22 protein-coding genes are annotated in these 21973 nt (G+C 65.6%); 6 read left to right on the plus strand and 16 right to left on the minus strand.

Annotated elements, in window-relative coordinates; all coding sequences use genetic code 11:
* Positions 1 to 229 precede the first annotated feature (229 nt).
* A complete protein-coding gene (locus tag DNX69_RS05315; RefSeq protein ID WP_110784985.1) occupies positions 230 to 532 on the plus strand; it encodes an AbrB/MazE/SpoVT family DNA-binding domain-containing protein in 303 nt (100 codons plus the stop codon).
* Positions 533 to 548: 16 nt separating this feature from the next.
* Here DNX69_RS05315 and DNX69_RS05320 read toward each other — a convergent pair whose 3' ends face one another.
* From DNX69_RS05320 to DNX69_RS05330, 3 genes are all read right to left on the minus strand, one after another.
* A complete protein-coding gene (locus DNX69_RS05320) occupies positions 549 to 1109 on the minus strand; it encodes a flavin reductase family protein (RefSeq protein WP_110784986.1) in 561 nt (186 codons plus the stop codon).
* A 63-nt stretch (positions 1110 to 1172) separates the two neighbouring features.
* Complete coding sequence (locus tag DNX69_RS05325) at positions 1173 to 1610, minus strand: hypothetical protein (protein ID WP_110784987.1); 438 nt, start codon at positions 1608 to 1610, stop codon at positions 1173 to 1175.
* Positions 1611 to 1831: 221 nt separating this feature from the next.
* Complete coding sequence (locus tag DNX69_RS05330) at positions 1832 to 2701, minus strand: SDR family oxidoreductase (protein ID WP_110784988.1); 870 nt, start codon at positions 2699 to 2701, stop codon at positions 1832 to 1834.
* Between the two features lie 106 nt (positions 2702 to 2807).
* Here DNX69_RS05330 and DNX69_RS05335 point away from each other — a divergent pair, with 106 nt between their 5' ends.
* Positions 2808 to 3701: a LysR family transcriptional regulator gene (locus DNX69_RS05335; protein ID WP_110784989.1), complete on the plus strand. Its 894-nt coding sequence runs from the start codon at positions 2808 to 2810 to the stop codon at positions 3699 to 3701.
* A gap of 111 nt (positions 3702 to 3812) precedes the next feature.
* On the opposite strand, the gene DNX69_RS05340 is transcribed toward DNX69_RS05335, so the two are convergent.
* Entirely contained in the window at positions 3813 to 4457 is a 645-nt protein-coding gene (locus DNX69_RS05340) for a glutathione S-transferase family protein (protein ID WP_110784990.1), read from the minus strand.
* An 84-nt stretch (positions 4458 to 4541) separates the two neighbouring features.
* Between DNX69_RS05340 and DNX69_RS05345 the strand changes: the two genes are divergently transcribed.
* A complete protein-coding gene (locus DNX69_RS05345) occupies positions 4542 to 5522 on the plus strand; it encodes a helix-turn-helix transcriptional regulator (protein ID WP_110784991.1) in 981 nt (326 codons plus the stop codon).
* A 140-nt stretch (positions 5523 to 5662) separates the two neighbouring features.
* On the opposite strand, the gene DNX69_RS05350 is transcribed toward DNX69_RS05345, so the two are convergent.
* A complete protein-coding gene (locus tag DNX69_RS05350; RefSeq protein ID WP_110784992.1) occupies positions 5663 to 6553 on the minus strand; it encodes a LysR family transcriptional regulator in 891 nt (296 codons plus the stop codon).
* 117 nt (positions 6554 to 6670) lie between these two features.
* Between DNX69_RS05350 and DNX69_RS05355 the strand changes: the two genes are divergently transcribed.
* Entirely contained in the window at positions 6671 to 7000 is a 330-nt protein-coding gene (locus DNX69_RS05355; RefSeq protein WP_110785113.1) for a nuclear transport factor 2 family protein, read from the plus strand.
* A 128-nt stretch (positions 7001 to 7128) separates the two neighbouring features.
* On the opposite strand, the gene DNX69_RS05360 is transcribed toward DNX69_RS05355, so the two are convergent.
* From DNX69_RS05360 to DNX69_RS05370, 3 genes are all read right to left on the minus strand, one after another.
* Positions 7129 to 8262, minus strand: coding sequence for an FAD-dependent oxidoreductase (locus tag DNX69_RS05360; protein ID WP_110785114.1), 1134 nt, complete (start codon positions 8260 to 8262; stop codon positions 7129 to 7131).
* Positions 8263 to 8530: 268 nt separating this feature from the next.
* The gene (locus DNX69_RS05365) at positions 8531 to 9292 is read right to left on the minus strand and encodes an SDR family oxidoreductase (protein ID WP_110784993.1); all 762 of its coding nucleotides are present in this window, start codon (positions 9290 to 9292) and stop codon (positions 8531 to 8533) included.
* Entirely contained in the window at positions 9259 to 9597 is a 339-nt protein-coding gene (locus DNX69_RS05370) for a hypothetical protein (protein ID WP_207803116.1), read from the minus strand. The genes DNX69_RS05365 and DNX69_RS05370 overlap by 34 nt, the downstream gene beginning before the upstream one ends.
* Positions 9598 to 9732: 135 nt before the next feature.
* Here DNX69_RS05370 and DNX69_RS05375 point away from each other — a divergent pair, with 135 nt between their 5' ends.
* Positions 9733 to 10662 carry a LysR substrate-binding domain-containing protein gene (locus DNX69_RS05375; protein WP_110784994.1) on the plus strand — a complete coding sequence of 310 codons (930 nt, stop codon included), beginning with the start codon at positions 9733 to 9735 and terminating at the stop codon, positions 10660 to 10662.
* A gap of 697 nt (positions 10663 to 11359) precedes the next feature.
* On the opposite strand, the gene guaA is transcribed toward DNX69_RS05375, so the two are convergent.
* From guaA to DNX69_RS05400, 5 genes are all read right to left on the minus strand, one after another.
* A complete protein-coding gene (guaA, locus tag DNX69_RS05380; protein ID WP_110784995.1) occupies positions 11360 to 12982 on the minus strand; it encodes a glutamine-hydrolyzing GMP synthase in 1623 nt (540 codons plus the stop codon).
* An 89-nt stretch (positions 12983 to 13071) separates the two neighbouring features.
* Positions 13072 to 14373: an RsmB/NOP family class I SAM-dependent RNA methyltransferase gene (locus tag DNX69_RS05385; RefSeq protein ID WP_110784996.1), complete on the minus strand. Its 1302-nt coding sequence runs from the start codon at positions 14371 to 14373 to the stop codon at positions 13072 to 13074.
* A gap of 192 nt (positions 14374 to 14565) precedes the next feature.
* On the minus strand, positions 14566 to 15591 hold the full coding sequence (locus DNX69_RS05390) for an NADP-dependent oxidoreductase (RefSeq protein ID WP_110784997.1): 1026 nt from the start codon (positions 15589 to 15591) through the stop codon (positions 14566 to 14568).
* 268 nt (positions 15592 to 15859) lie between these two features.
* A complete protein-coding gene (gene guaB, locus DNX69_RS05395; protein ID WP_110784998.1) occupies positions 15860 to 17356 on the minus strand; it encodes an IMP dehydrogenase in 1497 nt (498 codons plus the stop codon).
* 354 nt (positions 17357 to 17710) lie between these two features.
* Positions 17711 to 17959, minus strand: coding sequence for a hypothetical protein (locus DNX69_RS05400; RefSeq protein WP_110784999.1), 249 nt, complete (start codon positions 17957 to 17959; stop codon positions 17711 to 17713).
* Between the two features lie 193 nt (positions 17960 to 18152).
* On the opposite strand from DNX69_RS05400, the gene DNX69_RS05405 reads away from it, so the two are divergent.
* Complete coding sequence (locus DNX69_RS05405; RefSeq protein WP_110785000.1) at positions 18153 to 19625, plus strand: MFS transporter; 1473 nt, start codon at positions 18153 to 18155, stop codon at positions 19623 to 19625.
* A gap of 19 nt (positions 19626 to 19644) precedes the next feature.
* Here DNX69_RS05405 and DNX69_RS26245 read toward each other — a convergent pair whose 3' ends face one another.
* From DNX69_RS26245 to DNX69_RS05415, 3 genes are all read right to left on the minus strand, one after another.
* Positions 19645 to 19821 (minus strand): hypothetical protein, encoded by a 177-nt coding sequence (locus DNX69_RS26245; RefSeq protein ID WP_165825191.1) that lies wholly within the window; start codon positions 19819 to 19821, stop codon positions 19645 to 19647.
* A gap of 163 nt (positions 19822 to 19984) precedes the next feature.
* Positions 19985 to 20698 (minus strand): RlmE family RNA methyltransferase, encoded by a 714-nt coding sequence (locus DNX69_RS05410; protein ID WP_110785001.1) that lies wholly within the window; start codon positions 20696 to 20698, stop codon positions 19985 to 19987.
* Between the two features lie 71 nt (positions 20699 to 20769).
* Complete coding sequence (locus DNX69_RS05415; RefSeq protein ID WP_110785115.1) at positions 20770 to 21837, minus strand: Ppx/GppA phosphatase family protein; 1068 nt, start codon at positions 21835 to 21837, stop codon at positions 20770 to 20772.
* Between the last annotated feature and the right edge of the window lie 136 nt (positions 21838 to 21973).

Consider the following 21973-nt stretch of genomic DNA (forward strand, 5'->3'; position numbering starts at 1 on the left):
AAAACCCTGCCGCGATGCCCCTGTTGTGGCCTCGCCGCAGCATCAAGCCGGCGGCGGAAACTTATGACGCAGTAGTACTACCCCGGTCTACGGCCTGCAACAGGTGCATCACCTGGGTTGAGTGACCACCGCACCCTGGGGAGCGGCTACGGCCACCTTCCGGCATCGCTCTGGCTTGTCGACCGGCGAAGCCCGTCCTATCTTACGTTCGTCTTACAGGGCACGACCAATGGCAGTACCGGCCGACAAGCTGACGACGACAGTCTCGACCAAGGTGCAGGTCATCCTGCCCAAGGCGATCCGGCAGCGCCGGCAGTGGCCGGCCGGCACCCGACTGACCGTCGAAGAGACGCCTGACGGCGTGCTGCTGCGCCCTGCTCCGTTGTTTGCTGCGACCCAGCCAGACCAAGTCTACGCATCGCTGCGCTTCGACGGGCCACCGAAGTCGCTGGACGACATGGCCGCCGCGGTTGCCGCGGAAGCACGGCGTCGTCATGCGCGCGATGATACCAATCGGATCTCGGGTATCTGACTGGCGCCGCCCGCACTCACAACATCCCCGGACGGAACAGCAATTTGCGGCTGATGGTCTTGCCGGCGACCATGAACACGCCGTCGCCGGTGTAGTGCAGCGTCTGCGGATGCTTCGGCCGCGACGCGACGTGGGCCTTGACGACTTCAAAGATAAAAAAGTTGTACTTGTCGACCATGGCGTCGTCGTGCAGCCGACATTCGAACGCGGCGTGGCATTCGCCGATCAGCGGCGCGGCGACCGCCGCCGCCTTCTCCGCCGTCAGTCCGAAATGCGCGAACTTATCGATCTCGGCGCCCGTGGTGTTGCCGATCCTGACGACAATATCGGTCAGCGCCGTGGTCGGCAGATTGACCACGCATTCGCCGGAGGCGCGGATCAGTTCGAACGAATGGTTGCCGCTGGAGATCATCAGGCCGATCAGCGACGGGGTGAATTCGAGCACGACGTGCCAGCCGAGCGTCATGATGTTGCGCTCGCCTTTCCACTGCGACGACACCAGCACGATCGGCCCAGGTTCGAGATAGCGGCGCACGCCGGAGACCGGGAAATCGGATTTGAGTGGATGCCGGATCATGTCCGCCTCCTGTGGTTCCGGTCGGCACACATCTTTGCAATGGATCAGGATCGCGACCGCGGCTCACACCGTCATGTTCACGCCGCGGACTTCGCCCTGATAACGCTCCATCGTGCGAAGCGCGGCCTGCAGCCGGTCGAACAGCTCGGAATCGTTGGTGTTCTTGGCCCGCGCCATGCCGTCGCGCACTGACTGCATGAAATCGACTTGCTGTTTGTCGTCGAGCCCCGTGGTGGCGCCGTCTTGCCGAAAATTCACAGTCATGCTGACGAAAGTCGAACTCTCGTCGAAGCTCATCTCGCCGCTGGCGATCTTGCTGTTGATCCAATCCGCCAGATCCTTGCGCGTCATCTGGGTGAAGTCGGTCTTCTGCACGCCGCCGCCCGACTTGACTGCCGCCGGACCGTCGGCAGGGACCGCGGCCGAAGCGCTGGTGCCGCCGCCGCCGCGCGACGAGGTCACCACGGCTGACGCATATGGTCCGATTGCAGAAATGCTCATCACGCACCTCCAAACGTGCTTGGTCGAGCACACTCCAAAGCAACCGATGTGCCATCCTGGCGGCGACCATTTTCGCAAACAGCCGCAGCGCATTGCGGCATCAAGTGAGAGACGCGTCACGGTCTGATCTCGGCAAGTCTTGCCGCCTGCACGACGATCTTGCCGCCCTCGCCGCTGTCGTCTCGCTGCTCCGGCCGCGAGACGACAATGGTGTTGCGAGGCTACGATTTGGCCGCGACGTCGACAGCGAAGTCGCGATAGGAATGCAGCGGCCGGCCGAGCAGATCGGTCAGACGCCGAACGTCGCCGGCGTTCGGGACCATGCCGTCGCTGACGTAGCGCTCGGCCATCAACCGCATCTCATAGGCCATCCACTTCGGCATGAAGGTGGCGAGGTTCTGCTCGAAGCCGGTGGGGTCGTCGCCGCCATAGACGACCGGGCGCCCCAGCACGTCGGACCAGATCGCCGCAACGCCAGCGCCCGTCAGCGTGTCGGGACCGACCAGGTTAATGGTTTCGATCGGCAGCTTGCCCGGCGCCCGGTCGCGGCGGATCAGCTCGATCGCTGCGACTTCGGCGATGTCACGCGCGTCGACCATGGCGACGCCCTTGCTGCCGATCGGCATCGGATAGACGCCATGACCGAGGATCACATCCTTGATCATCAGATCATTGTCGATGAAGTAAGCGGGCCGCAGAATGGTGGCGCCGAACCCCATCCCGGCGATCATCCGTTCGCCCCCGGACTTCACCGCGAAATGCGGCACGTTGACGAAGCGATCGGCGTGGATCACCGACTGATACACGACGCGCTCAATGCCCTGCTCGCGGGCGACATTCAACGCGATCAGCGCCTGGGTGAATTCGTCGCCGGTCACAGCGTTGAGCAGGAACAGCGTGTTCACGCCAGCGAACGCGGCACGCAGCGAGTCGAGATCGAGCAGGTCGCCCTTTGCGATCTCGACGCCCGCGGGAAGGTTGGCCTTGGCCGGGTCGCGAACCAGCGCGCGCACGCTGGCGCCACGGGAGACGAGTTGCTGGACGAGATGGCGGCCGACACGGCCGGTGGCACCGGTAACGAGGATGGTCATGGGATCGCTCCTTTGATTGGGTTCTGAAGACCTCCTCAAAATGATTGATCCACATGCGAGCCAATAGACGCTATATTTAGACATACCGTCTCACAAATGGAACGACATGGATCTGTTGGCTCTTTCCGATTTCACGCTGGTGGCTCGCCACGGCGGCTTCGGCCGAGCTGCCCGGGCGGCGGGGCGCCCGAAGGCCACGCTGTCCCGCCGGGTCGCGGAGCTGGAAGCGGCTCTCGCCTTGCGCCTGATCGAGCGCGGCGGTCGCACGCTCAAGCTCACCGAGGAAGGCCGGGCGTTGTACGAGCGGGCCGGCCAGCTGTTGCTCGAACTCGAACACACCGCCGCGGCGATCGCCTCCGGCAGCAAGCAGCCGCGCGGCCGGTTGCGGATCAGCGCCCCGCTGCTGTTTTCGCAGACCGCGATGGGCAAGATCGCCGCCGGCTTCGCGCTGAGATATCCGGAGGTGCGGCTGGAAATCACCACCGAGGACCGGCCGGTCGACATGATCGAGGAGGGCTTCGACCTGGTGATCCGCGTCAACCCGGATCCCGACGACAGCCTGGTGGGGCGGATCTTCCTTCGCGACCGGCTGGTTGCGGTCGCCAGCCCCAAGGTCGCTCGCCCCGACCAAAGCCGCGTTCCTCCCGCGGTCGTCCGCTCATCCGGCGACCGGCAGCCGTGGATCATCAAGACGGCAACCGGCCGGTCGACCATCAACATCGAACCCGTCCTCGCCGTCTCGTCGCTGATCATGGCGCGCGACGCCGTCCGCGCCGGTGTCGGTGCCGCCCGCCTGCCGCTATCGTTGGTCAGTCACGATCTTGCGGCCGGCACGCTGGTCTCCTGGGGCGATATCGACGCTCCGGAGATTGCGCTGTGGACCCTCTACCCTTCCCGGCGACTCCTGAGCACGCGGGTGTCGGCGTTTCTCGACTATCTGAAAGAGTCGTTTCCGTCAGGCACAGCGGACGAACTGGCGACTTTCGTCGGCAGCTCGTAACTGGCGCGACATCCAGCGCGAGGCGATCCAGCAAACGCGAAGTACCCTCGCGTCACCTGATGGGCGCCGCAAGTGCTCAACGCGCTGCCAGCGCGAGCGATCCGCGCTCGTTCAGCCCCCGACCGCAGCGGCGTGCTGCGCTGCCATCTCGGCGTCGGCCGCACTGACCCGCTGGAACGCCGGCCGCGACGTCACCCGCTCGGCAAAGCGCACGAATGCGTGCTTCTTCGGCACCAGGCCGAATGTCATCGTCCAATCGAGCCCGATCCCCCACAGCACATCCGCGGCGGTGAAACGGTCGCCGAGCAGATACGGCCCGCGCGCGAGTTGCGCTTCGAGGGCGCCGAGCATCGTGTCGTAATCAGCATAGGGCGACATCGCGATCGGGCCCGGTTCGCGCTGCATGAATCTGTCGACTACGGCCGGCTCGAACGACGAGCCGGCATAGGCGATCCAGCGCAGATACGGGCCACGCAGCGGATCATCGAGCGATGGTGCAAGGGCGGCCTGCGGAAACAGGTCCGCAAGAAAGATCGTAATCGCGACCTGCTCGGTGACGAGCGCGTCGCCGTAGCGGATCGCCGGCACCTTGCCGAGCGGATTGATCGCGAGATAGGCCGGCTGGCGCTGCTCGCCGGCCTTCATGTTGAGGACGTGAAGATCGTATGGGGCCCCCAATTCCTCAAGCAGCACGCGCGCGCCGGTGGCGCGGGTTTGCGGCGAATAGAACAGGGTGACGCGGTTGGGGCTGGTCATCTTGGGCTTCCTCGGCTGGACGGCGATGACCCCTGCTTACAACCCCATACCTGACATCTTGTGTCAGGTATGGTTCAATGAATCATGCGCGCGAGCCGGATGCTGTCGATCCTCACCACCCTGCAGGCTAAGGGCCGCGTCACCGCGCCGGAGCTGGCCGAAGCCTGCGAGGTGTCGGTACGCACGATCTATCGCGACATCGACGCGCTTTCAGCGTCCGGCGTGCCGGTCTATGCCGACCGCGGCGCGGACGGCGGCTACCGGCTGCTCGACGGCTATCGCGTGCGGCTGAACGGGCTGTCGCAGAGCGAAGCCGGTGCCCTGTTCCTCGCCGGCCTGCCCGGCCCCGCCGCCGCGCTCGGTCTCGATGCGGCGATGATCGCCGCGCAGAACAAGCTGATGGCCGCGCTGCCGGCGAATGCGCGCGAAGACGCCGGACGGATGCAGGAACGCTTTCACCTCGACGCGCCGGGCTGGTTCGTCGAGGCCGAAAAACCCGAGCATCTACGCGCCGTCGCTGCCGCGGTGCTGCGCGGGACGCTGATCGACATCCGCTACCAGAGCTGGCGTGGGCAGAAGCGCCGCCGCGTCGCCCCGCTCGGCCTGGTGCTAAAAGGCGGCAGCTGGTATCTCGCCGGACAGGCTGACGGCAGCGTCCGAACCTACCGGATCGCGCGCGTGCTCGACTGCACACCGCTCGACGATCGCTTCGCGCGTCCGGCCGATTTCGATCTCGCCGCGTATTGGCAAAGCGCGACGCTACGGATGGAAGCCGAGCTGCATCCCAACGTCGCGACCGTCCGGCTGTCCCCGCTCGGCTTGAAGTTGCTGGATGCTCTGAGCCAGCCCTATGTCCGATCCCACACAGAGCTCGATGACGTCACCGACGCCGACGGCTGGCGCATCGCCAAGATCCCGATCGGCAAAACCTCCTGGCACGCGGCCGCCGAACTACTTCGCCTTGGACCGGAGGCCGAAGTGCTGGAGCCGGCAGAGCTCCGTGTAACGATTGCGGAGCTGACGCAGGCGATGGCGGAGCGATACGCCGCTGCACTCACATCGTGACGGTCTCGCCGTGAACTTCGCTTTGATCGTGCAGCATCATCGCCGAAAAGACGGCCGCTAGCGGCAAGGCACATCGCCAATCTCGTGGCCGGCTTTTCGGGCCTCGTTGTCCGTCTTCAAGCAGCCGCCCCCGGTGCGCTTCAGGCGATCTCACGAGCGAGATTGATGAAAGCCCGGAACGCTGCCGAAGGATTCTTTCGGCTCGGATAATAGAGGCACAACGGCGCACGCGGCGGCGTCCAGTCCGCCAAGACCTGCACGAGGCGGCCAGCCGCGAGATCCTGGCGAACGTCCGGCTCCATGAAGAATCCGAACCCGCAGCCTTCGAGAACAGCAATTCGCGCAAGCGTGGCTTCATCGAGCGTAAGCGGCCCGGCGACATCGAGCTGGACGGATTGCCCGTCCTTCTCGAACGGCCATCGATAGAGCGCGCCGTTGGGCAGACGAATCCGGATGCAGGGGTACTTCAACAGGTCGTGCGGTATATGCGGGACTTCCCGGCTGTCCAGAAACGCCGGTGTCGACACCACGGCGAAGCGCCGGACGGGCCCCAGCGGGACGGCGATGGTGTCGCTCGGCACGAAATCCGCGCTGCGGATGCCGAGATCGAACCCCTCTGCAAACACGTCGATCAGCCGGCCTTCGGTGACGAGATCGATTTGAACCTGCGGATAGCGCCTGAGGAACTCGAGGATCAGCGGGGCGAGGATCTCGCGGGCGGCCGTGGCGAAGGCGTTGATCCTGAGCGTTCCAGACGGCGTTTCCTGCTGTGACCGAGCGACATGCATCGCGTCGTAAATGGTCGCCAGCGCTGGTCCGATCTGATCGACGAAGGTTCGGCCGGCGTCGGTCAGCGAGACGCTGCGGGTCGTCCGATTGAACAGGCGAACGCCGATTTCTTGCTCCAGCTTGCCGATGGCATTGCTGAGCGCGGTCGTGGACAGGCCAAGCTCGAGCGCCGCCGACCGGAACGACCCCCGCCGCACGATGGCCAGAACCGCCTCGAGCTCAATCAGGCCGGGCCGGGACATTGTTCTGAAAATCGCAATGGCACATCCCTCATTATCCTGATTATCGCAAGACATGTCTATTGCTAGGTGCAGTGGCGTCGGTGGAGCACGAACGGCTCCACGTGTCAGGAGACGAACATGGCCGTAGACCTACCAGCACCTATCGCCGCCTATTTCGCAGCGGATCGTGGCCGGGATGCCGACGCCGTTGCCCGGTGCTTTGCCGAAGACGCCGTCGTGAAGGACGAGAACCGGGCCCATGCGGGACGCGAAGCGATCCGCCGGTGGAAGGCCGACACGTCGACCCAGTTCAGCTACACAGTGGCCCCGTTCCGGATCGACACCGTCGGCCACCGGATCGTCGTCACCAGCCACCTGACGGGCAACTTCCCAGGAAGCCCGATTGATCTGCGGTACTTCTTCGCCCTCGATGGTGACCGGATCGCAGAATTGGAGATCGTCCCGTGATCTGGCGTCTCGCCGGCGACGGCGTCGGCGAAGGCCACCGCGCACAGGCCGACGACGTCCTGTCGCGAGAACAAGATGCTTCCGGACGCTTGCTCCTCTGCCGATGGTGATGACGGAGGAAGCTGCCCTTACCCGTTGAGAAGCCCGGCGAAGAGATCGGCAACGCTGCGGGGAGCGGCATCACTGAAGAACAGCGTCAGGTTATCGGCCGATAGTTGCGCGATGTCCCGGCTGCGTGGGAACAAGGCGGCCTCATAAGCAGATAGGGCAGCTTCAATATTATCCGGGTGATCGACAATCGCTTGGGCCAGTTCAGCTCCGTCGAGCATAGCGAGATTGGCGCCCTTGCCAGCAAAGGGCGACATAAGGTGGGCTGCATCGCCGACCAACGTCACCCCGGGGACCCTTGGCCACGCGACGCCGGGCGCGAGCGCGTAGATCGGGCGGATCGTCGGCGGGGCAATACTGCCGGTGATCAGGTGCGCAAGATGCGGCGCCCATCCTTCGAACTGTTGTGCAACGAAGGACAGCCCGGCCCGCGTATCGTCGACGTCGATCGAGTGGCCCCACGCTTCCGGCCGGTTGAGTGCGACATAGCCGGACACGCTGCCGTCGGCATGGCGATGCGCGATGATGCCCTTGCCCGGCGCCACGGCCATCATGGTGCCGTCGCCGATCGCCGCGATGCTCGCGGCGTTGGATGGATCGTCCGCGCCGAGCGCGATCTCGATAAAGCAGGTGCCGGCATAGATCGGCGTTGCATCGGAGACGACAGGACGGACCTTCGACCAGGCCCCGTCGGCTCCGACCAGCAGATCGACCGTTGCGGACGTGCCGTCGGCAAAGGCGATGCGATGTCGGCCACCGTCGAGCCGGAAAAATGAAATCGCCTTTCGTCCCCATCGGATGACGCCGTTGGGAAGCGACGCCATCAGCAACGCTCGCAGTTCGCCGCGCTCCACCTCCGGGCGTGTCGACGTCCTGTTGCCCGGCGCGTCGAACAGAACGGTGCCGAAGCTGTTCACGACACGCTTGGCATCCTCACCCGCGCGGACGATGTCGACGAACGCATCGTACACACCCGCTGCCTTGAGCGCGGGCTGACCGCTGTCCTCGTGGATGTCGAGCAGGCCCCCCTGCGACCGGGCGGTCGCCGAGGCCTCGCCTTCGTAGATGATCGTCTCGATGCCGTGGCGATGCAGCACGCTGGCGAGCGTCAGCCCGCTCAGCCCCGCTCCAATGATGCCGATGGTCTTTTGCATGAGCGCCTCCTTCCCGCACGGCATCTCATGATGCCGGCCATGGTTTCCGGAAGACGCTGGCCTGCCGCGCAACGCACGGCCGACTTATGCGCGGCCTCTGAGGGGCAAGCCCCGAGCACCGTTTTTCGCGACGAGCCGCCAGTACAACGGCGCATGTCGGATTTCAAGCGCGACCGAGGCTCTTCTCCGCGATGACAGCAGATGCCAAAGCGCACCCGAGCGAACTAGACTAGTCGATCGCGTCGACGACCACCGGTCCGACCCGCACTCATTTGCCGCCGGTGACATCCAGGAACGTGCCGGTGATGAAGGACGCATCCGCGCTTGCCAGCCACAGGATCGCCCGCGCAACCTCTTCGGGCTGGCCGCCTCTTGCCATCGGAATCGAGTCCTTGACGCGGTCCACCCGCCCCGGCTCTCCGCCGCTGGCATGCATCTCAGTATAGATGTGCCCAGGGCGAACGCAGCAGACACGTATCCCCTCCCGCGCGACTTCCTTCGCAAGGCCGATCGTGAACGTCTCGAGGGCGCCCTTCGACGAGGCGTAGTCAACATATTCGTTCGGACTACCGAGCCGGGCCGATGCCGACGAGATGTTGATCACCACGCCTCCCCGTCCATTGTGCCGATGGGACATCCGCTTGACCGCCTGCTGGGCGCAGAGGATGGGACCGATCGCGTTGATCGCGAACATGCGCTGCATCCGTTCGAATGTGAGGTCCTCCATCCGGGACTGCTGAGCGATGACCGCAGCGTTGTTTACCAGGACATCGATCCGGCCGAACTCCCGGTCAATCGCGGCGAATAGCTGGGAGACCTGGGCCGGATCCGCGCTGTCCGCACGTACAGGCAAAGCCCGCCGCCCCGCCGCTTCCACATCGGCCGCCACCGCAAGGGCGGCAGCGTCGTTGGAGACGAAGCTGATCGCGACGTCGTAGCCTTGTGCAGCCGCAAGCCGCGCAGTCGCTGCGCCGACGCCCCGACTTCCCCCCGTGATCAGAATGACCGGTGCTTGAGAGACAGGATCCATTTGTCGAACCTTTCGTGAGTTGCGGGATATTGATCACCCGCCGAGGCGAGGATGGTCGACAGGATCAGCGCTGCACGCGGCGACACAGCGCGCAGGGCATGGTCAGCCGGGATCTGAAGGCCTCCCATCGTGCCGTAGTAGAGCGCACGAACGACTGCGAGTCCCGCGTAGGAAAGACCGAACTGCGTCTGCCATATGGGCAGGAAGGCATAGAGAGCGTCGGTATAGCCGTCATGAAGCGCGTGGGTGAGACTTGCTCCGACAAGACTACGCTTGCGCAGCGTCCACCCTTGTCTCTCGTTCATTTTCGACAGGTCTTCAGTAGAGGCAGTTCGCATCGTTCGGTTGGCCTCATCAGCCACCGCAGGCTATACACGTGAATTTTTATCGACTAGCCTATCAATGATCACGCATATCGTTCGTTTTTCTCACGAGTCCGCATGCGCCGTCTTCCTCCCCTGAATGCCCTGCGCATCTTCGAGGTCGCTGCCCGCACCGGCAGCTACGCCGACGCCGGAGCCGAGCTCGGCCTCACCCATGGCGCTGTCAGCCGGCAGATCTCGGCGCTGGAAGGCTGGCTCGGGCAGCGGCTCTTTACGAGAGAGGGCCGCCGCATGGTCGCGACGCCGATGGCGAAAATCTTCGCCGCGGAGGTCGGCCTGTCATTCGATCGCCTGGCGGTCGCGGCGGAAGCCTGTGGCCGGCCCGGCGCGCGTCGCATCCTGCGGGTGAGCGCACCGACCAGCTTCGCGATGCGGTGGCTGATCCCGAGACTCAACCGCTATCACGCCGATCATCCGCATGTCGAAATCGCGGTGACGACGGTATCGTGCGTGCTCGACGACTTGCGTGGCGGAGTCGACGTGGCGATCCGGCGCGGCCCCGCCCGGGAAGATGCATGGCCTCAGCATCGTGTCGTCCCGGTGCTGGAGGATGTCGACACGCTGATCATGAGCCCCGCGCTGTTCGCCGAGCGCCCGATCCTGAAACCGGCCGACATTGAGGGGCACACGCTGTTCGCCGCCGAGACGCGCGGTGGCGACTGGGCGGACTGGCTCGAAGCGGCGGGTCTCCACCACCTTGCCGGGCTTCCCCGCCAGATCTTCGATCATTTCCACGTGGCGCGCCAGGCGGTGGAAGACGGGCTCGGCATTGGCATCGGTCCGCTGCCGATGCTGGAGATCGATGTCGCCAATGGCAGACTGATTACCCCGCTTCCCGACATCCGGGTGCCGCGAACCGGCTATGTCGCGGTCACGCCCCGGCACGCCGATGCCGGAAACCTGGTCGCCGGCTTCGTCGACTGGCTTGTCGCAGAGGGAAGCGACCCAGCCGGCACGATATCGGCACCAGCGAAAGCACACGGGTGATCAGGTCGCGCGCGGCGGCAAGCCACAGCACCAGGTTGGGCGGCACGCCCCACGATCCTTCCGCTGAGCGTCCGATCATCACGCCCTCGATTGCATAGGGCAACTGACCTCAGGCGACAGCAAACCGCCACGCCGAACGATCAAGATGGGCAATGACCGTCAAGCAGGCCGCCGGCGTCGACCTGTGCCCATCGATAGACATCGAAAGGCGACACAGGCAAGCCCATGGTGGCGTGATCGACGCCGTCAATACAAACCATTACGAAGACCGTGCTGGTACTCCTTCTCGATCATTTCTGTTACTTGTTCCGGCAGTGACTTTGCTCAGCGGCGGGAAGGCACTGACGTCAGGCCATTCGCCCGGCTCCCAAAGCTGTGATCGCTTGTAGGATTTTCCGCAGTGAAAGAAAGCATCTTCCACGGAGACGCGGATCTCGCCTGCCACTACTGAACATCCTAAGGGCGCTAACGCAAAGACGTCCTGGCGGCGCAGTTACTAAGTTGGTAAGCTCGCCAAATTCACGCAAGTGAGCCATATTATAGTTCTACGGCAACCCGCTGACTAATCAGCAGCAAGCCAGCAGGAACAATCAATTAGTTGCAAACAAAGCCGTCAATTCAAGATCATCATGATTGGCCAAACAAACCGAAATGGAGCCTATGAAAACACCGACTACGATTTACTTAATAGCTCAACTCACTCCCACTCAATCGTCCCCGGCGGCTTGCTGGTCACATCGTACACCACGCGGTTGACGCCCTTGACCTCGTTGATGATCCGTGTCGCGGTGGCGCCGAGGAAGGACATCTCGAACGGGTAGAAATCGGCGGTCATGCCGTCCGTCGAAGTCACTGCGCGCAGGCCGACGACGTAGTCGTAGGTGCGGCCATCGCCCATCACGCCGACGCTGCGGACCGGGAGCAGCACGGCGAAAGCCTGCCAGATCACATCATACAGGCCCGCCTTGCGGATCTGGTCGATGTACACCGCGTCCGCGTTGCGCAGGATCTCGAGCTTCTCTTCGGTGATCTCTCCGGGGCAGCGGATGGCGAGGCCGGGGCCCGGGAACGGGTGGCGGCCGACGAACACGTCGGGGAGGCCGAGCTCGCGGCCGAGCGCGCGCACTTCGTCCTTGAACAGTTCGCGCAAGGGCTCGACCAGCTTCATGTTCATGCGTTCGGGCAAGCCGCCGACGTTGTGATGCGACTTGATCGTCACCGACGGGCCGCCGGTGAACGACACGCTTTCGATCACGTCCGGGTACAACGTGCCCTGCGCCAGGAAGTCGGCGCCGCCGACCTTTTTGGCCTCGGCTTCGAACACGTCGATGAACAGCTTGCCGATGGTCTTGCGCTTCTGCTCCGGATCGGTGACGCCCTTCAGCGCGCCGAGGAAGGTCTCGGACACATCCACGTGGACCAGCGGGATGTTGTAGTGGTGGCGGAACAGGTCGACGACGCTCTTGCCTTCGTCCTTGCGCAAGAGGCCATGATCGACGAACACGCAAGTGAGCTGATCGCCGATCGCCTCGTGGATCAGCACCGCCGCGACCGCGGAGTCGACGCCGCCGGACAGGCCGCAGATCACCTTGCCGCTGCCGACCTGGGCGCGGATCTTGTCGATCGCCTCCTCGCGGAAGGCGCGCATCGTCCAGTCGCCGGTGAGCCCCGCGACCTTGCGGACGAAGTTGCGCAGCAGCTTGGCGCCGTCGGGCGTGTGCACCACTTCGGGGTGGAACTGCATCGCATAGAATTTTCGGGTGTCGTCGGCGATCACCGAAATCGGCGAGCCCGGCGCCTGCGCAACCGCTCGGAAACCTGCCGGCAGCTTGGTGACGCGGTCGCCATGGCTCATCCAGACGTCGTAGTGGCCGCCCTTCTGCCAGACGCCGTCGAACAGCGCGCAGTCATCGGTGATCTCGATCTGGGCGCGGCCGAACTCGCGGTGGTGGCCGCCCTCGACAGTGCCGCCGAGCTGCTTGGCCAGGGTCTGTTCGCCGTAGCAGATGCCGAGCACCGGCACGCCGGCCTCCAGGATCGCCATCGGGGCGCTGGGGGCGTTGTCGTCCAGCACCGAGGCCGGTCCGCCGGACAGGATCACGGCTTTCGGCTTCATCTCGGCGAAGGCGGCCTCCGCCTTCTGGAACGGCACGATCTCGGAATACACGCCCTCCTCGCGGACGCGGCGAGCGATCAGCTGGGTGACCTGCGAGCCGAAGTCGACGATCAGGATTTTTTCGTGGATCGCCGCGACATGCGGCGAGGTGTCGGCGCCGGAGGGGACGACGGACGAAGCGGAGGATGGGTGGGGGGCTGTCATGGGCAGCAAATACGCGACCGCAGCCCGGCTCGCAACGGGGAAAACGGCGGTGTCCTCACCTCTTCCCGCGCGCGGGGGGAGGTCCCGGTTTAGCCCTTGCGCTTCAGCAAGCTGACGAAAAATCCGTCGGTGCCGGTGCGGCGCGGGGTCATCAGCAGGCCTTCGGGCGAGGTCCAGGCGGCGGCGAGGAACAGCTCGGCCTTGTCCCACAGCGCGGCGGCGACTTCGGCCGGCGGGACCACCGCGAACTCCGGATGGCCGGCGGTGAAGGCCTGGATCTGGCCGGTGTTTTCGGATGCCAGCACCGAACAGGTGACGTAGGCGATCCGCCCGCCCGGCTTCACCAGCCGCGCGGCGCGGCTGAGCACCTCGGCCTGGTCCTTGAGCCGGATTTCCAGCGCGCCGGGGCGCATCCGCCATTTCGCGTCCGGGTTGCGGCGCCAGGTGCCGGTGCCGGTGCACGGCGCGTCGACCAGCACCAGATCGGCGCTGCCCTTGATGTCGGCCAGCGGATCGGCATCGCCCTTCGGCGCCCTCACCTCGGCGTTGTGGACGCCGGCGCGCGACAGCCGCTCGTGGATCGGGGCGAGCTGGCGCTTGTCGGCATCGGTGGCGATCAGCCGGCCCTTGCCCTGCATCATCGCGGCCAGCGCCAGGGTCTTGCCGCCGGCCCCGGCGCAGAGGTCGATCACCTGCTCGCCGGGCTTGGCGGCGGAAAACAGCGCGGCGAGCTGCGAGCCCTCGTCCTGGACCTCGACCGCGCCCTTGATGAAATCCGGCTCGGCCTGCACGCCGGGATTGCGGGCGTCGGCCGGCAATTCGATCCGCAGCCCCCAGGGCGACCACGGCGCCGCCTTGGCGCGCAGATGCGCCAGCGAGGCCAGTTCCTTGTCGCGCGAGGCTTTCAGCGTGTTGACGCGGAGATCGAGCGGCGCCCGGCTGGCCATCGCGGCCGCCTCGGCGACGCGGGCCTCGCCGAACATCTCGGCGAGCGCGCCGTCGAGCCATTCGGGGTAGTCGCCGGCAATGTGCGGCGGCGCGCCCTGCAGGGTACGCGCCGACAGCGCGGCGTATTCGGCGTCGCTCAGCGGCGCGGGCGCGAACCGGCTACCGTCGCACAGCGCCGCGATCGCGTCGGGCGTCATGCCGCGCTCCAGCTTCAGCATGCCAAGCACCCGCGCCCGGGCCGTATCGGAATCCATGATGAACGCGCTGGACGCCCGTCGGCGCAACACGTCCCACACCACCCCAGCGATCCCCGCCCGATCCCCCGACCCGGCGTAGCGGTGCGCGGTCCCCCATTCTTTCAGGGCCTTGGCAGCGGGAATGCGCTGACTGTCGATGGTCGAAATCAGATCGATGGCTGCGGACAGCCGTGCGGCGGGGGTCATGCGGAGCTTTCAATCAGGTCGAGGGCGCGCAACACGCCGAGCGGCGTCACAACATAGACGCGACCTGCGCAAAGGGCACTGTCGGTCCGACGCTTTCCGGCCCCCGCTATAACCGCCGCCCCCGCCGATGACAATCGAGCCACCGCAACGCAGAGTCCCGGCGTTGCCGGGGCTCCGCTGCGCGGCTTGCGATCAGGCCCGCTCGGGCCCGACGCGGACCAGCTGCTTGCCGAAATTGGCACCCTTGAGCAGCCCCATGAACGCCTCGGGGGCGTTCTCCAGCCCGTCGGTGACGTACTCCTTGTACTTCACCTTGCCGTCCCGCACCCAGCCGGACATCTCGCGCAAGAAATCCTGCCGCCGGCCGGCGAAATCGCTGACGATGAAGCCGCGGATCGTGAGCCGCTTGGTCAGCACATGGCGCATCAAGGCGGTCGCCCATTTCGGCGTCGGCGGCGTTTCGAACGCGTTGTATTGCGCGATCAGCCCGCACACCGGCATCCGGGCAAAGCTGTTGAACAGCGGAAACACCGCCTCGAACACTTCGCCGCCGACATTCTCGAAATACACGTCGATGCCGTTCGGGCACGCCGCCTTGAGCTTCGCCGCAAGATCGGGATCGCGGTGATCGAGACAGTCGTCGAAGCCGAGCTCCTGCTTGACATAGTCGCACTTGTCCTTGCCGCCGGCGATGCCGATGGCGCGCGCGCCCTTCACCTTAGCGATCTGCCCCACCGCGGAGCCGACCGCGCCGGAAGCCGCCGCGACCACGACCGTCTCGCCTTCCTTCGGCTGGCCGATGTCCAAGAGGCCGGTATAGGCGGTCATCCCCGGCATGCCGAGCACGCCGACCGCGGTCGAGATCGGGCCGAGCGCCGGGTCGATCTTGCGCAGCGGCTTGGCGTCGGCGACCGCATGCGTCGCCCAGCCCGAATGCGCCAGCACGATATCGCCTTTGGCGAAGCCCGGACTGTTGCTGTCGATCACTTCGCAGACCGTACCGCCTTCCATCACACCGCCGACCGGCACCGGCTGCGCGTAGGACGGGCCGTCGCTCATCCGGCCGCGCATATAGGGATCGAGCGACAGCCAGATCGTGCGCAGCAACACCTGCCCCTCGCCGGGCGCCGGAACGTCGAACTCCTCGAGGCGGAAATTCTGCGGCGTCGGCTCGCCGACCGGACGCGACGCGAGCACGATACGCTGACCCTTGGGCATTTCGTTTCCTTTTTTGATGTTCGTTGGTCGTCAGGCCCGCGACTGTAAGCGACACCACCGCATTCGCCAACTGCGTCAGGCTGCGCACGTAGCCCAACGCTCGTCATTCCGGGGCGCGCGAAGCGCGACCCCGGAATCTCGCTGGTCGGCGCACCTCAGAGACGACAACAATCTCCAGATTCCGGGTTCGCACGTTTCACGCGCGCCCCGGAATGACTGTGGAGATGTCGTTACGACTGTGGAAAGGTCGTTACTTAGGTCAGTCGCCTCACACCCCGCCCGGGTAGTTCGGGCTCTCGCGGGTGATGGTGACGTCGTGGACGTGGCTTTCGCGGAGACCCGCGCCGGTGATCCGGACGAACTGCGCCTTGGTGTGGAATTCACCGAGATCCTTGGCGCCGACATAGCCCATCGCGGCACGCAGGCCGCCGGCGAGCTGGTGCACGACGTTGCCGACCGGCCCCTTGTAAGGCACCTGGCCCTCGATGCCTTCCGGCACCAGCTTCAGCGTGTCCTTGATGTCCTGCTGGAAGTAACGATCGGCCGAACCGCGCGCCATCGCGCCGACCGAACCCATGCCGCGATACGCCTTGTAGGAGCGGCCCTGCCACAGGAACACTTCGCCCGGGGTCTCGTCGGTGCCGGCGAGCAAGGAACCGACCATCGCGATATCGGCGCCGGCGGCGAGAGCCTTGGCGAGGTCGCCCGAGTACTTGATGCCGCCGTCGGCGATCACCGGCACGTCCGCCTTCTTGCAGGCCTCGACCGCGTCCATGATCGCGGTGAGCTGCGGCACGCCGACGCCGGCGACGATGCGCGTGGTGCAGATCGAGCCCGGGCCGATACCGACCTTGACCGCATCGGCACCGGAATCGATCAGCGCCTGGGCACCGTCGCGGGTGGCGATATTGCCGGCGATCACCTGGACCTCGTTGGAGATCCGCTTGATGCGGGTGACCGCGTCGAGCACACGGGCCGAATGGCCGTGCGCGGTGTCGACCACGACGACGTCGACGCCGGCTTCGATCAGCCGCTCGGTGCGTTCATAGCCGCCCTCGCCGACCGTGGTCGCGGCGGCGACCCGGAGCCGGCCCTGCGCGTCCTTGCTGGCGAGCGGGTGCGCGACCGCCTTCTCCATGTCCTTGACGGTGATCAGGCCGACGCAGCGATACTGCTCGTCGACCACAAGCAGCTTCTCGATGCGGTGCTGATGCAGCAGCTTCTTGGCCTCGCCTTGGCTGACGCCCTCGCGCACGGTGACGAGGTTCTCATGCGTCATCAGCTCCGACACCTTCTGCGCCGGATCGGTGGCGAAGCGCACGTCGCGGTTGGTCAGGATGCCGACCAGCTTGCCGGGGCCGTGGCCCTGGGCGCCGGTGACCACCGGGATGCCGGAGAAGCCGTACTGATTCATCAGCGCCAGCGCGTCGGCCAGCTTGGCGTCGGGGCTGATGGTCAGCGGGTTGACCACCATGCCGGATTCGAACTTTTTGACCTGACGGACCTGCGCGGCCTGGCCCTCCGGGTCGAAGTTGCGGTGGATCACGCCAATGCCGCCGGCCTGCGCCATCGCGATCGCCATCCGGGCTTCGGTGACGGTGTCCATCGCCGAAGCGATGATCGGAATGTTGAGCGGGATTGCGCGGGTGATGCGCGAGCGGATGTCGACTTCGGACGGCAGCACGTCCGACAGACCCGGCTTCAGCAGCACGTCGTCGAAGGTGAGGGCTTCGATAAATTGCGGGGATGCGCTCACTGACGCCATGGCCAACTCCGTTCAGCGGCGCCGAAGGCCGCGCTCGATTTTGCGGGGACGGGAGGCTCGTTCGGCGCCGCTTGGTGCGACGCCGTCGAATCGAGCCCGTCGGTAGGGTTGGCGGTGGTCGATAGCATGGCGATATGACGAATCAAAGAGGCAACGACGACAGCCCCGCCCCGCTCCCCAGGCATTCCTCAATCCGCCGCCAGCGAACCGGAAATCACCGCGATTTCAGGGATTTCGTTGACGGCATCGCGGGCGGTACAAGACCAGCCGGCTCAGCAGGGCACCAGAAAGCTCCGCTGTCTGGATGTTCTTTGAAGGAATCCTGCCGAGATCACCTCTGCAGCGACGCCCCGCTCAGCGCCGGTAGCCCGGCGGGGGGCCGTATTCGCGGATCGCCTCGACGACCTCGCGGTGCATGCGCTTTTCGCGCTCCATCCGCACGGCAATCAGCGCGTGCAGCGACGGGATCACCAGCAGCGGGTGGAAGATCAGCCCGAGCACGATGCACACCACCAGCAGCACGAGGTTGAACACCGCCGACAGCGGCTGGCCGTTGAACAACAGGCCGAGCGGTGGCAGGAACGCGGCGAGCAGATAGATCATCGGCCAATCTCCGTCGCAGAACCAGACCTGGTACCGCCCACGATCTCGACGTCGCCGCGCCCCGCAAGCGATTCCCGCTCGAAGGACCATGCGCCGGTCACGGAGGATTTAAGTATCGCTGCAAGCTCCGCAATAGCGGTAGCCGCGACACGGTGCTACAGCCCGGGCGCCCTCCTCTCGCCCGAAATCTCGCATGAACAAAGACCGAGTCATCCCGCTGATCGTGGCAGCCGCGCTGTTCATGGAAAACATGGACGCGACCGTGATCGCGACCTCGTTGCCGGCGATCGCCGCCGACATCGGCACCTCGCCGCTGACGCTGAAACTGGCGATCACCTCGTACCTGCTGTCGTTGGCCGTGTTCATTCCGGCGTCGGGCTGGACTGCGGACCGGTTCGGCGCGCGCACGGTGTTCTCGATCGCAATCGCGGTGTTCATGGTCGGCTCGATCGGCTGCGCATTGTCGGGCTCGATCACCGATTTCGTCATCGCCCGCATCGTGCAGGGCATCGGCGGGGCGATGATGACTCCTGTGGGGCGATTGGTGCTGCTGCGCTCGATCGACAAGAGCGCGCTGGTCGGCGCGATGGCCTGGGTCACGGTACCGGCGCTGATCGGCCCGGTGATCGGGCCGCCGCTCGGCGGCTTCATCACCACGTACTTCTCCTGGCACTGGATCTTCCTGATCAACATCCCGATCGGCCTGATCGGGATCGCGATGGCGCTGCGCTACATCGATCCGATCCGCAGCGACCGCCTCGAAAAATTCGACCTGTGGGGGCTAGTACTGGCCGGGATCGGCGTCGCCGGTATCGCCTTCGGCCTGTCGGTCGCGGGACTGAACCTACTCCCCTGGACCGTGGTGATCGCGCTGATCGGCGTCGGCGCGATCGCGATGACGCTGTACGTGTTCCACGCCCGCCGGGTGCCGGCACCGGTGCTGGACTTCTCGCTGCTACGCCTGACGACGCTGCGCTCCAGCCTGGTCGGCGGCTTCCTGTTCCGGCTCGGCATCGGCGCGCTGCCGTTCCTGCTGCCGCTGTTGATGCAGATCGGCTTCGGCTTGTCGCCGTTTCACTCCGGCCTCGTCACCTTCGCGTCCGCGGTCGGCGCGATCGGCATGAAGACGCTGGCGGCGCGGATTATCCGCACCTTCGGCTTCCGCAACATCATGACGGTGAACGCCGTGGTCAGCTCGGTGTTTCTCGCCGCCTGCGCGCTGTTCACGCCGGGCACGCCGCTGCTGCTGATCATGATCATCCTGGTGGTCGGCGGCTTCTTCCGCTCGCTGCAATTCACCGCGATCAACACCGTCGCCTATGCCGAAGTCGAGCAGGCGCAGATGAGCCGGGCAACCACGCTGGTCAGCGTCGGCCAGCAGCTCGCGATCTCCGCCGGCGTCGCGATCGGTGCGTTCTCGGTGGAGGCCACGATGGCGCTGCGTCACGTCACTGAACTGAGCGCTGACGATTTCGGTCCGGCCTTCGTGGTCGTCGCGGTCCTGGCGGCGCTGTCGTCGTACTTCTTCTGGCAAATGCCGGACGACGCCGGCCACGAGATTTCGGGCCGCAAGGCGATCGCGATCGCCAGCAAGAAGGGCGTCGCGTCAGCGGCAACCAAGGCGGCGTCGGAAGAGACCCAGGACGCGCGCGATCAACGGCTTTGACCAACCGTCCGTCGCGGCCTCAGCCGCAACTCTCGCTTTGCTCGGGCGTATCGCCCTGGCGGACCGCCAGACGCAGCACGTTGTTGCAGCTCGGGCAGCGATAATGCGGCACGTCGAACGACGCGTTGGCGTGTTCGATCTCGACCAGTTCCCGATCGACGCCGCAGGCTCTGCACATCGGCGTAGGAATCTCCATTCGCCCCTCCCGATTCGCGCGATGGATGCCGATCAGCCTATGGGAACTACGAGGAATAGCTCTGTAGAAAGCTACCCTTAACAACAATTAACCACATGAATTCGCTGATCTAAAGCGCGACTAATTGGCAGTCTTAGGAAGTTAGCACATCAAGCTGACGGGATCACGCCAGCTCGCCGTCCGCGTCCTTGTCCCGAGCCGCCCCACCGCGAAATCCGGTCGCCAGCAGGTAGCGCTCGGACGAATCCTTGCGGCTCGCGGCCGGCTTGACGTGCTTGACGTTGGCATAGTCGCGCTTCAGCTCGGCCATCAGCGTCGCATCGGCGCCGCTCTGAAACACCTTGGCGAGGAACGCCCCACCCGGCTTCAGCACCTCGGCCGCGAACATCGCCGCGGTTTCGACCAGTCCGACAATGCGGAGCTGATCGGTCTTGCGATGGCCGGTGGTGTTGGCAGCCATGTCGCTCATCACCAGATCGGCGCCGCCGCCGAGCATATCGCGCAGCCGGTCAGGCGCCGAGGGATCGAGGAAGTCGAGCTGCGCGAAGGTGACGCCGGGCACCTCGCCCATCTCCAACAAGTCGATCGCCACCACCTTGCCGCGGCCTTCGGCGGCCCCGACCTTCTTGGCCGCGACCTGGCTCCAGCCGCCCGGCGCGGCGCCGAGGTCGACCACCGCCATGCCGGGCTTCAGCAGCCGGAACTTGTCGTCGATCTCGGTCAGCTTGTAGGCGGCGCGCGAGCGGTAGCCGTCGCGCTTGGCCTGCGCCACGTAGGGATCGTTGAGCTGGCGCTCCAGCCACAGCTTGGACGACAGCTTCATTCGCCCGCCGCTCTTGACGGTGACGCGCATTCGTCCGGTGGTGTCTTTGGCCATAACTTCGCTTGCGACAGAGGGATCAACGCGCTGCTTAGCAGACGAGCGCGGAAAAACCAGTGCGGAACTGGTTACGGCGCCCCGAGCACGCCGTCTTCGCGCATCATTTCGACCAGCATGCCCTCGCGCAAGCCGCGATCGGCCACCCGTAGCCGCGGCATCGGAAACGCCGCGCGCACCGCATCGAGGATGGCGCAGCCGGCCAGCACCAGATCGGCGCGCTCGGTGCCGATGCAATGGTTGTGGGCGCGGTCGTGATAACTCATGCTGCGCAGTCTCTCGATGGTGGCGCTGAGTTCGTCATCGTTCATCCAGATGCCGTCGACCCGGCGACGGTCATAGCGGATCAGATCGAGATACAGCCCCGCCAGCGTCGTCACCGTGCCCGACGTGCCGAGCAGATGCATTCGGCCGAGATCGCCGCCATGCTGCGCAGCGAATGGCGCGACGTGCTTGGCGACTTCCGCAACCATCGCCTCGTAGGTCTCTTGAGTGACCACCCTGCCGCCGAACGCCTCCGCCAGCGTCACCACGCCGAGCGGCACCGACATCCAGGCATCGATCCGCGGCGCCAGCTCGGGCCGGTCCGGGTCGCGGGCGATCCGGACCAATTCGCTGGAGCCGCCGCCGATATCGAACAGGATCGCGCCGCGTCCGTTCGGATCGAGCAGCGGCGAACAGCCGGTGGCGGCGAGCCGCGCTTCGGTCTCGCGGTCGATGATCTCGAGCCGGATGCCGGTAGCCTGTGCGACCCTGTCGCAAAACTCATCGGCATTGCTGGCGGCGCGGCAGGCTTCGGTGGCGATCAGCCGCTGCCGCTTGGCTTTGCGCGCGTCGATCTTGTCGCGGCACACGGCCAGCGCCGAGATCGCACGCCCGATCGCCGCATCGCTGATCCGGCCGGTGGTAGCGACACCCTCGCCGAGCCGGATGATCCGCGAGAACGAGTCGACCACACGAAAGCCGTCGCCTGCCGGCCGCGCGATCAGCAGCCGGCAATTGTTGGTGCCGAGGTCGAGCGCGGCGTAAACGCTGTCGCCGTGGGACGGCGCGGCGTGCTCCTCCTCGGCGATCGCAAGGATCGCGTGCGGATCCTCGCCCGGCAGCGCGCCCGGGCGAAGCCGCGTTTCGTCGTCCATCAAACTCGTCTTTCCGCGGCCGAGTACGGCCGGTGCCGAAATCATCATTCACGGAAAGTTTAGCAGCGCACCGCCCCGGCGCAACCCACCTGCGGGCGAAGCATGCGGTTTCGTGCGTTGTCGCGTGCCGGTGGCT

The organism is Rhodopseudomonas palustris (genome assembly GCF_003226555.1).
Lineage (GTDB): Bacteria > Pseudomonadota > Alphaproteobacteria > Rhizobiales > Xanthobacteraceae > Rhodopseudomonas > Rhodopseudomonas palustris_I.

Bases quoted from the DNA above. Each gene is read 5' to 3' on its own strand.
- DNX69_RS05400 (WP_110784999.1), bottom strand. From the start codon at position 17,959: ATGATCTATCTGCTCGCCGCGTTCCTGCCACCGCTCGGCCTGTTGTTC.
- DNX69_RS05340 (WP_110784990.1), bottom strand. From the start codon at position 4,457: ATGACCAGCCCCAACCGCGTCACCCTGTTCTATTCGCCGCAAACCCGC.
- DNX69_RS05330 (WP_110784988.1), bottom strand. From the start codon at position 2,701: ATGACCATCCTCGTTACCGGTGCCACCGGCCGTGTCGGCCGCCATCTC.
- DNX69_RS05415 (WP_110785115.1), bottom strand. From the start codon at position 21,837: ATGGACGACGAAACGCGGCTTCGCCCGGGCGCGCTGCCGGGCGAGGAT.
- DNX69_RS05385 (WP_110784996.1), bottom strand. From the start codon at position 14,373: ATGACCCCCGCCGCACGGCTGTCCGCAGCCATCGATCTGATTTCGACC.
- DNX69_RS05315 (WP_110784985.1), top strand. From the start codon at position 230: ATGGCAGTACCGGCCGACAAGCTGACGACGACAGTCTCGACCAAGGTG.
- DNX69_RS05350 (WP_110784992.1), bottom strand. From the start codon at position 6,553: ATGTCCCGGCCCGGCCTGATTGAGCTCGAGGCGGTTCTGGCCATCGTG.
- DNX69_RS26245 (WP_165825191.1), bottom strand. From the start codon at position 19,821: ATGGAGATTCCTACGCCGATGTGCAGAGCCTGCGGCGTCGATCGGGAA.
- DNX69_RS05345 (WP_110784991.1), top strand. From the start codon at position 4,542: ATGCGCGCGAGCCGGATGCTGTCGATCCTCACCACCCTGCAGGCTAAG.
- DNX69_RS05410 (WP_110785001.1), bottom strand. From the start codon at position 20,698: ATGGCCAAAGACACCACCGGACGAATGCGCGTCACCGTCAAGAGCGGC.
- DNX69_RS05405 (WP_110785000.1), top strand. From the start codon at position 18,153: ATGAACAAAGACCGAGTCATCCCGCTGATCGTGGCAGCCGCGCTGTTC.
- DNX69_RS05370 (WP_207803116.1), bottom strand. From the start codon at position 9,597: ATGAACGAGAGACAAGGGTGGACGCTGCGCAAGCGTAGTCTTGTCGGA.
- DNX69_RS05375 (WP_110784994.1), top strand. From the start codon at position 9,733: ATGCGCCGTCTTCCTCCCCTGAATGCCCTGCGCATCTTCGAGGTCGCT.
- DNX69_RS05390 (WP_110784997.1), bottom strand. From the start codon at position 15,591: ATGCCCAAGGGTCAGCGTATCGTGCTCGCGTCGCGTCCGGTCGGCGAG.
- DNX69_RS05335 (WP_110784989.1), top strand. From the start codon at position 2,808: ATGGATCTGTTGGCTCTTTCCGATTTCACGCTGGTGGCTCGCCACGGC.
- DNX69_RS05360 (WP_110785114.1), bottom strand. From the start codon at position 8,262: ATGCAAAAGACCATCGGCATCATTGGAGCGGGGCTGAGCGGGCTGACG.
- DNX69_RS05365 (WP_110784993.1), bottom strand. From the start codon at position 9,292: ATGGATCCTGTCTCTCAAGCACCGGTCATTCTGATCACGGGGGGAAGT.
- guaB (WP_110784998.1), bottom strand. From the start codon at position 17,356: ATGGCGTCAGTGAGCGCATCCCCGCAATTTATCGAAGCCCTCACCTTC.
- DNX69_RS05325 (WP_110784987.1), bottom strand. From the start codon at position 1,610: ATGAGCATTTCTGCAATCGGACCATATGCGTCAGCCGTGGTGACCTCG.
- DNX69_RS05355 (WP_110785113.1), top strand. From the start codon at position 6,671: ATGGCCGTAGACCTACCAGCACCTATCGCCGCCTATTTCGCAGCGGAT.
- guaA (WP_110784995.1), bottom strand. From the start codon at position 12,982: ATGACAGCCCCCCACCCATCCTCCGCTTCGTCCGTCGTCCCCTCCGGC.
- DNX69_RS05320 (WP_110784986.1), bottom strand. From the start codon at position 1,109: ATGATCCGGCATCCACTCAAATCCGATTTCCCGGTCTCCGGCGTGCGC.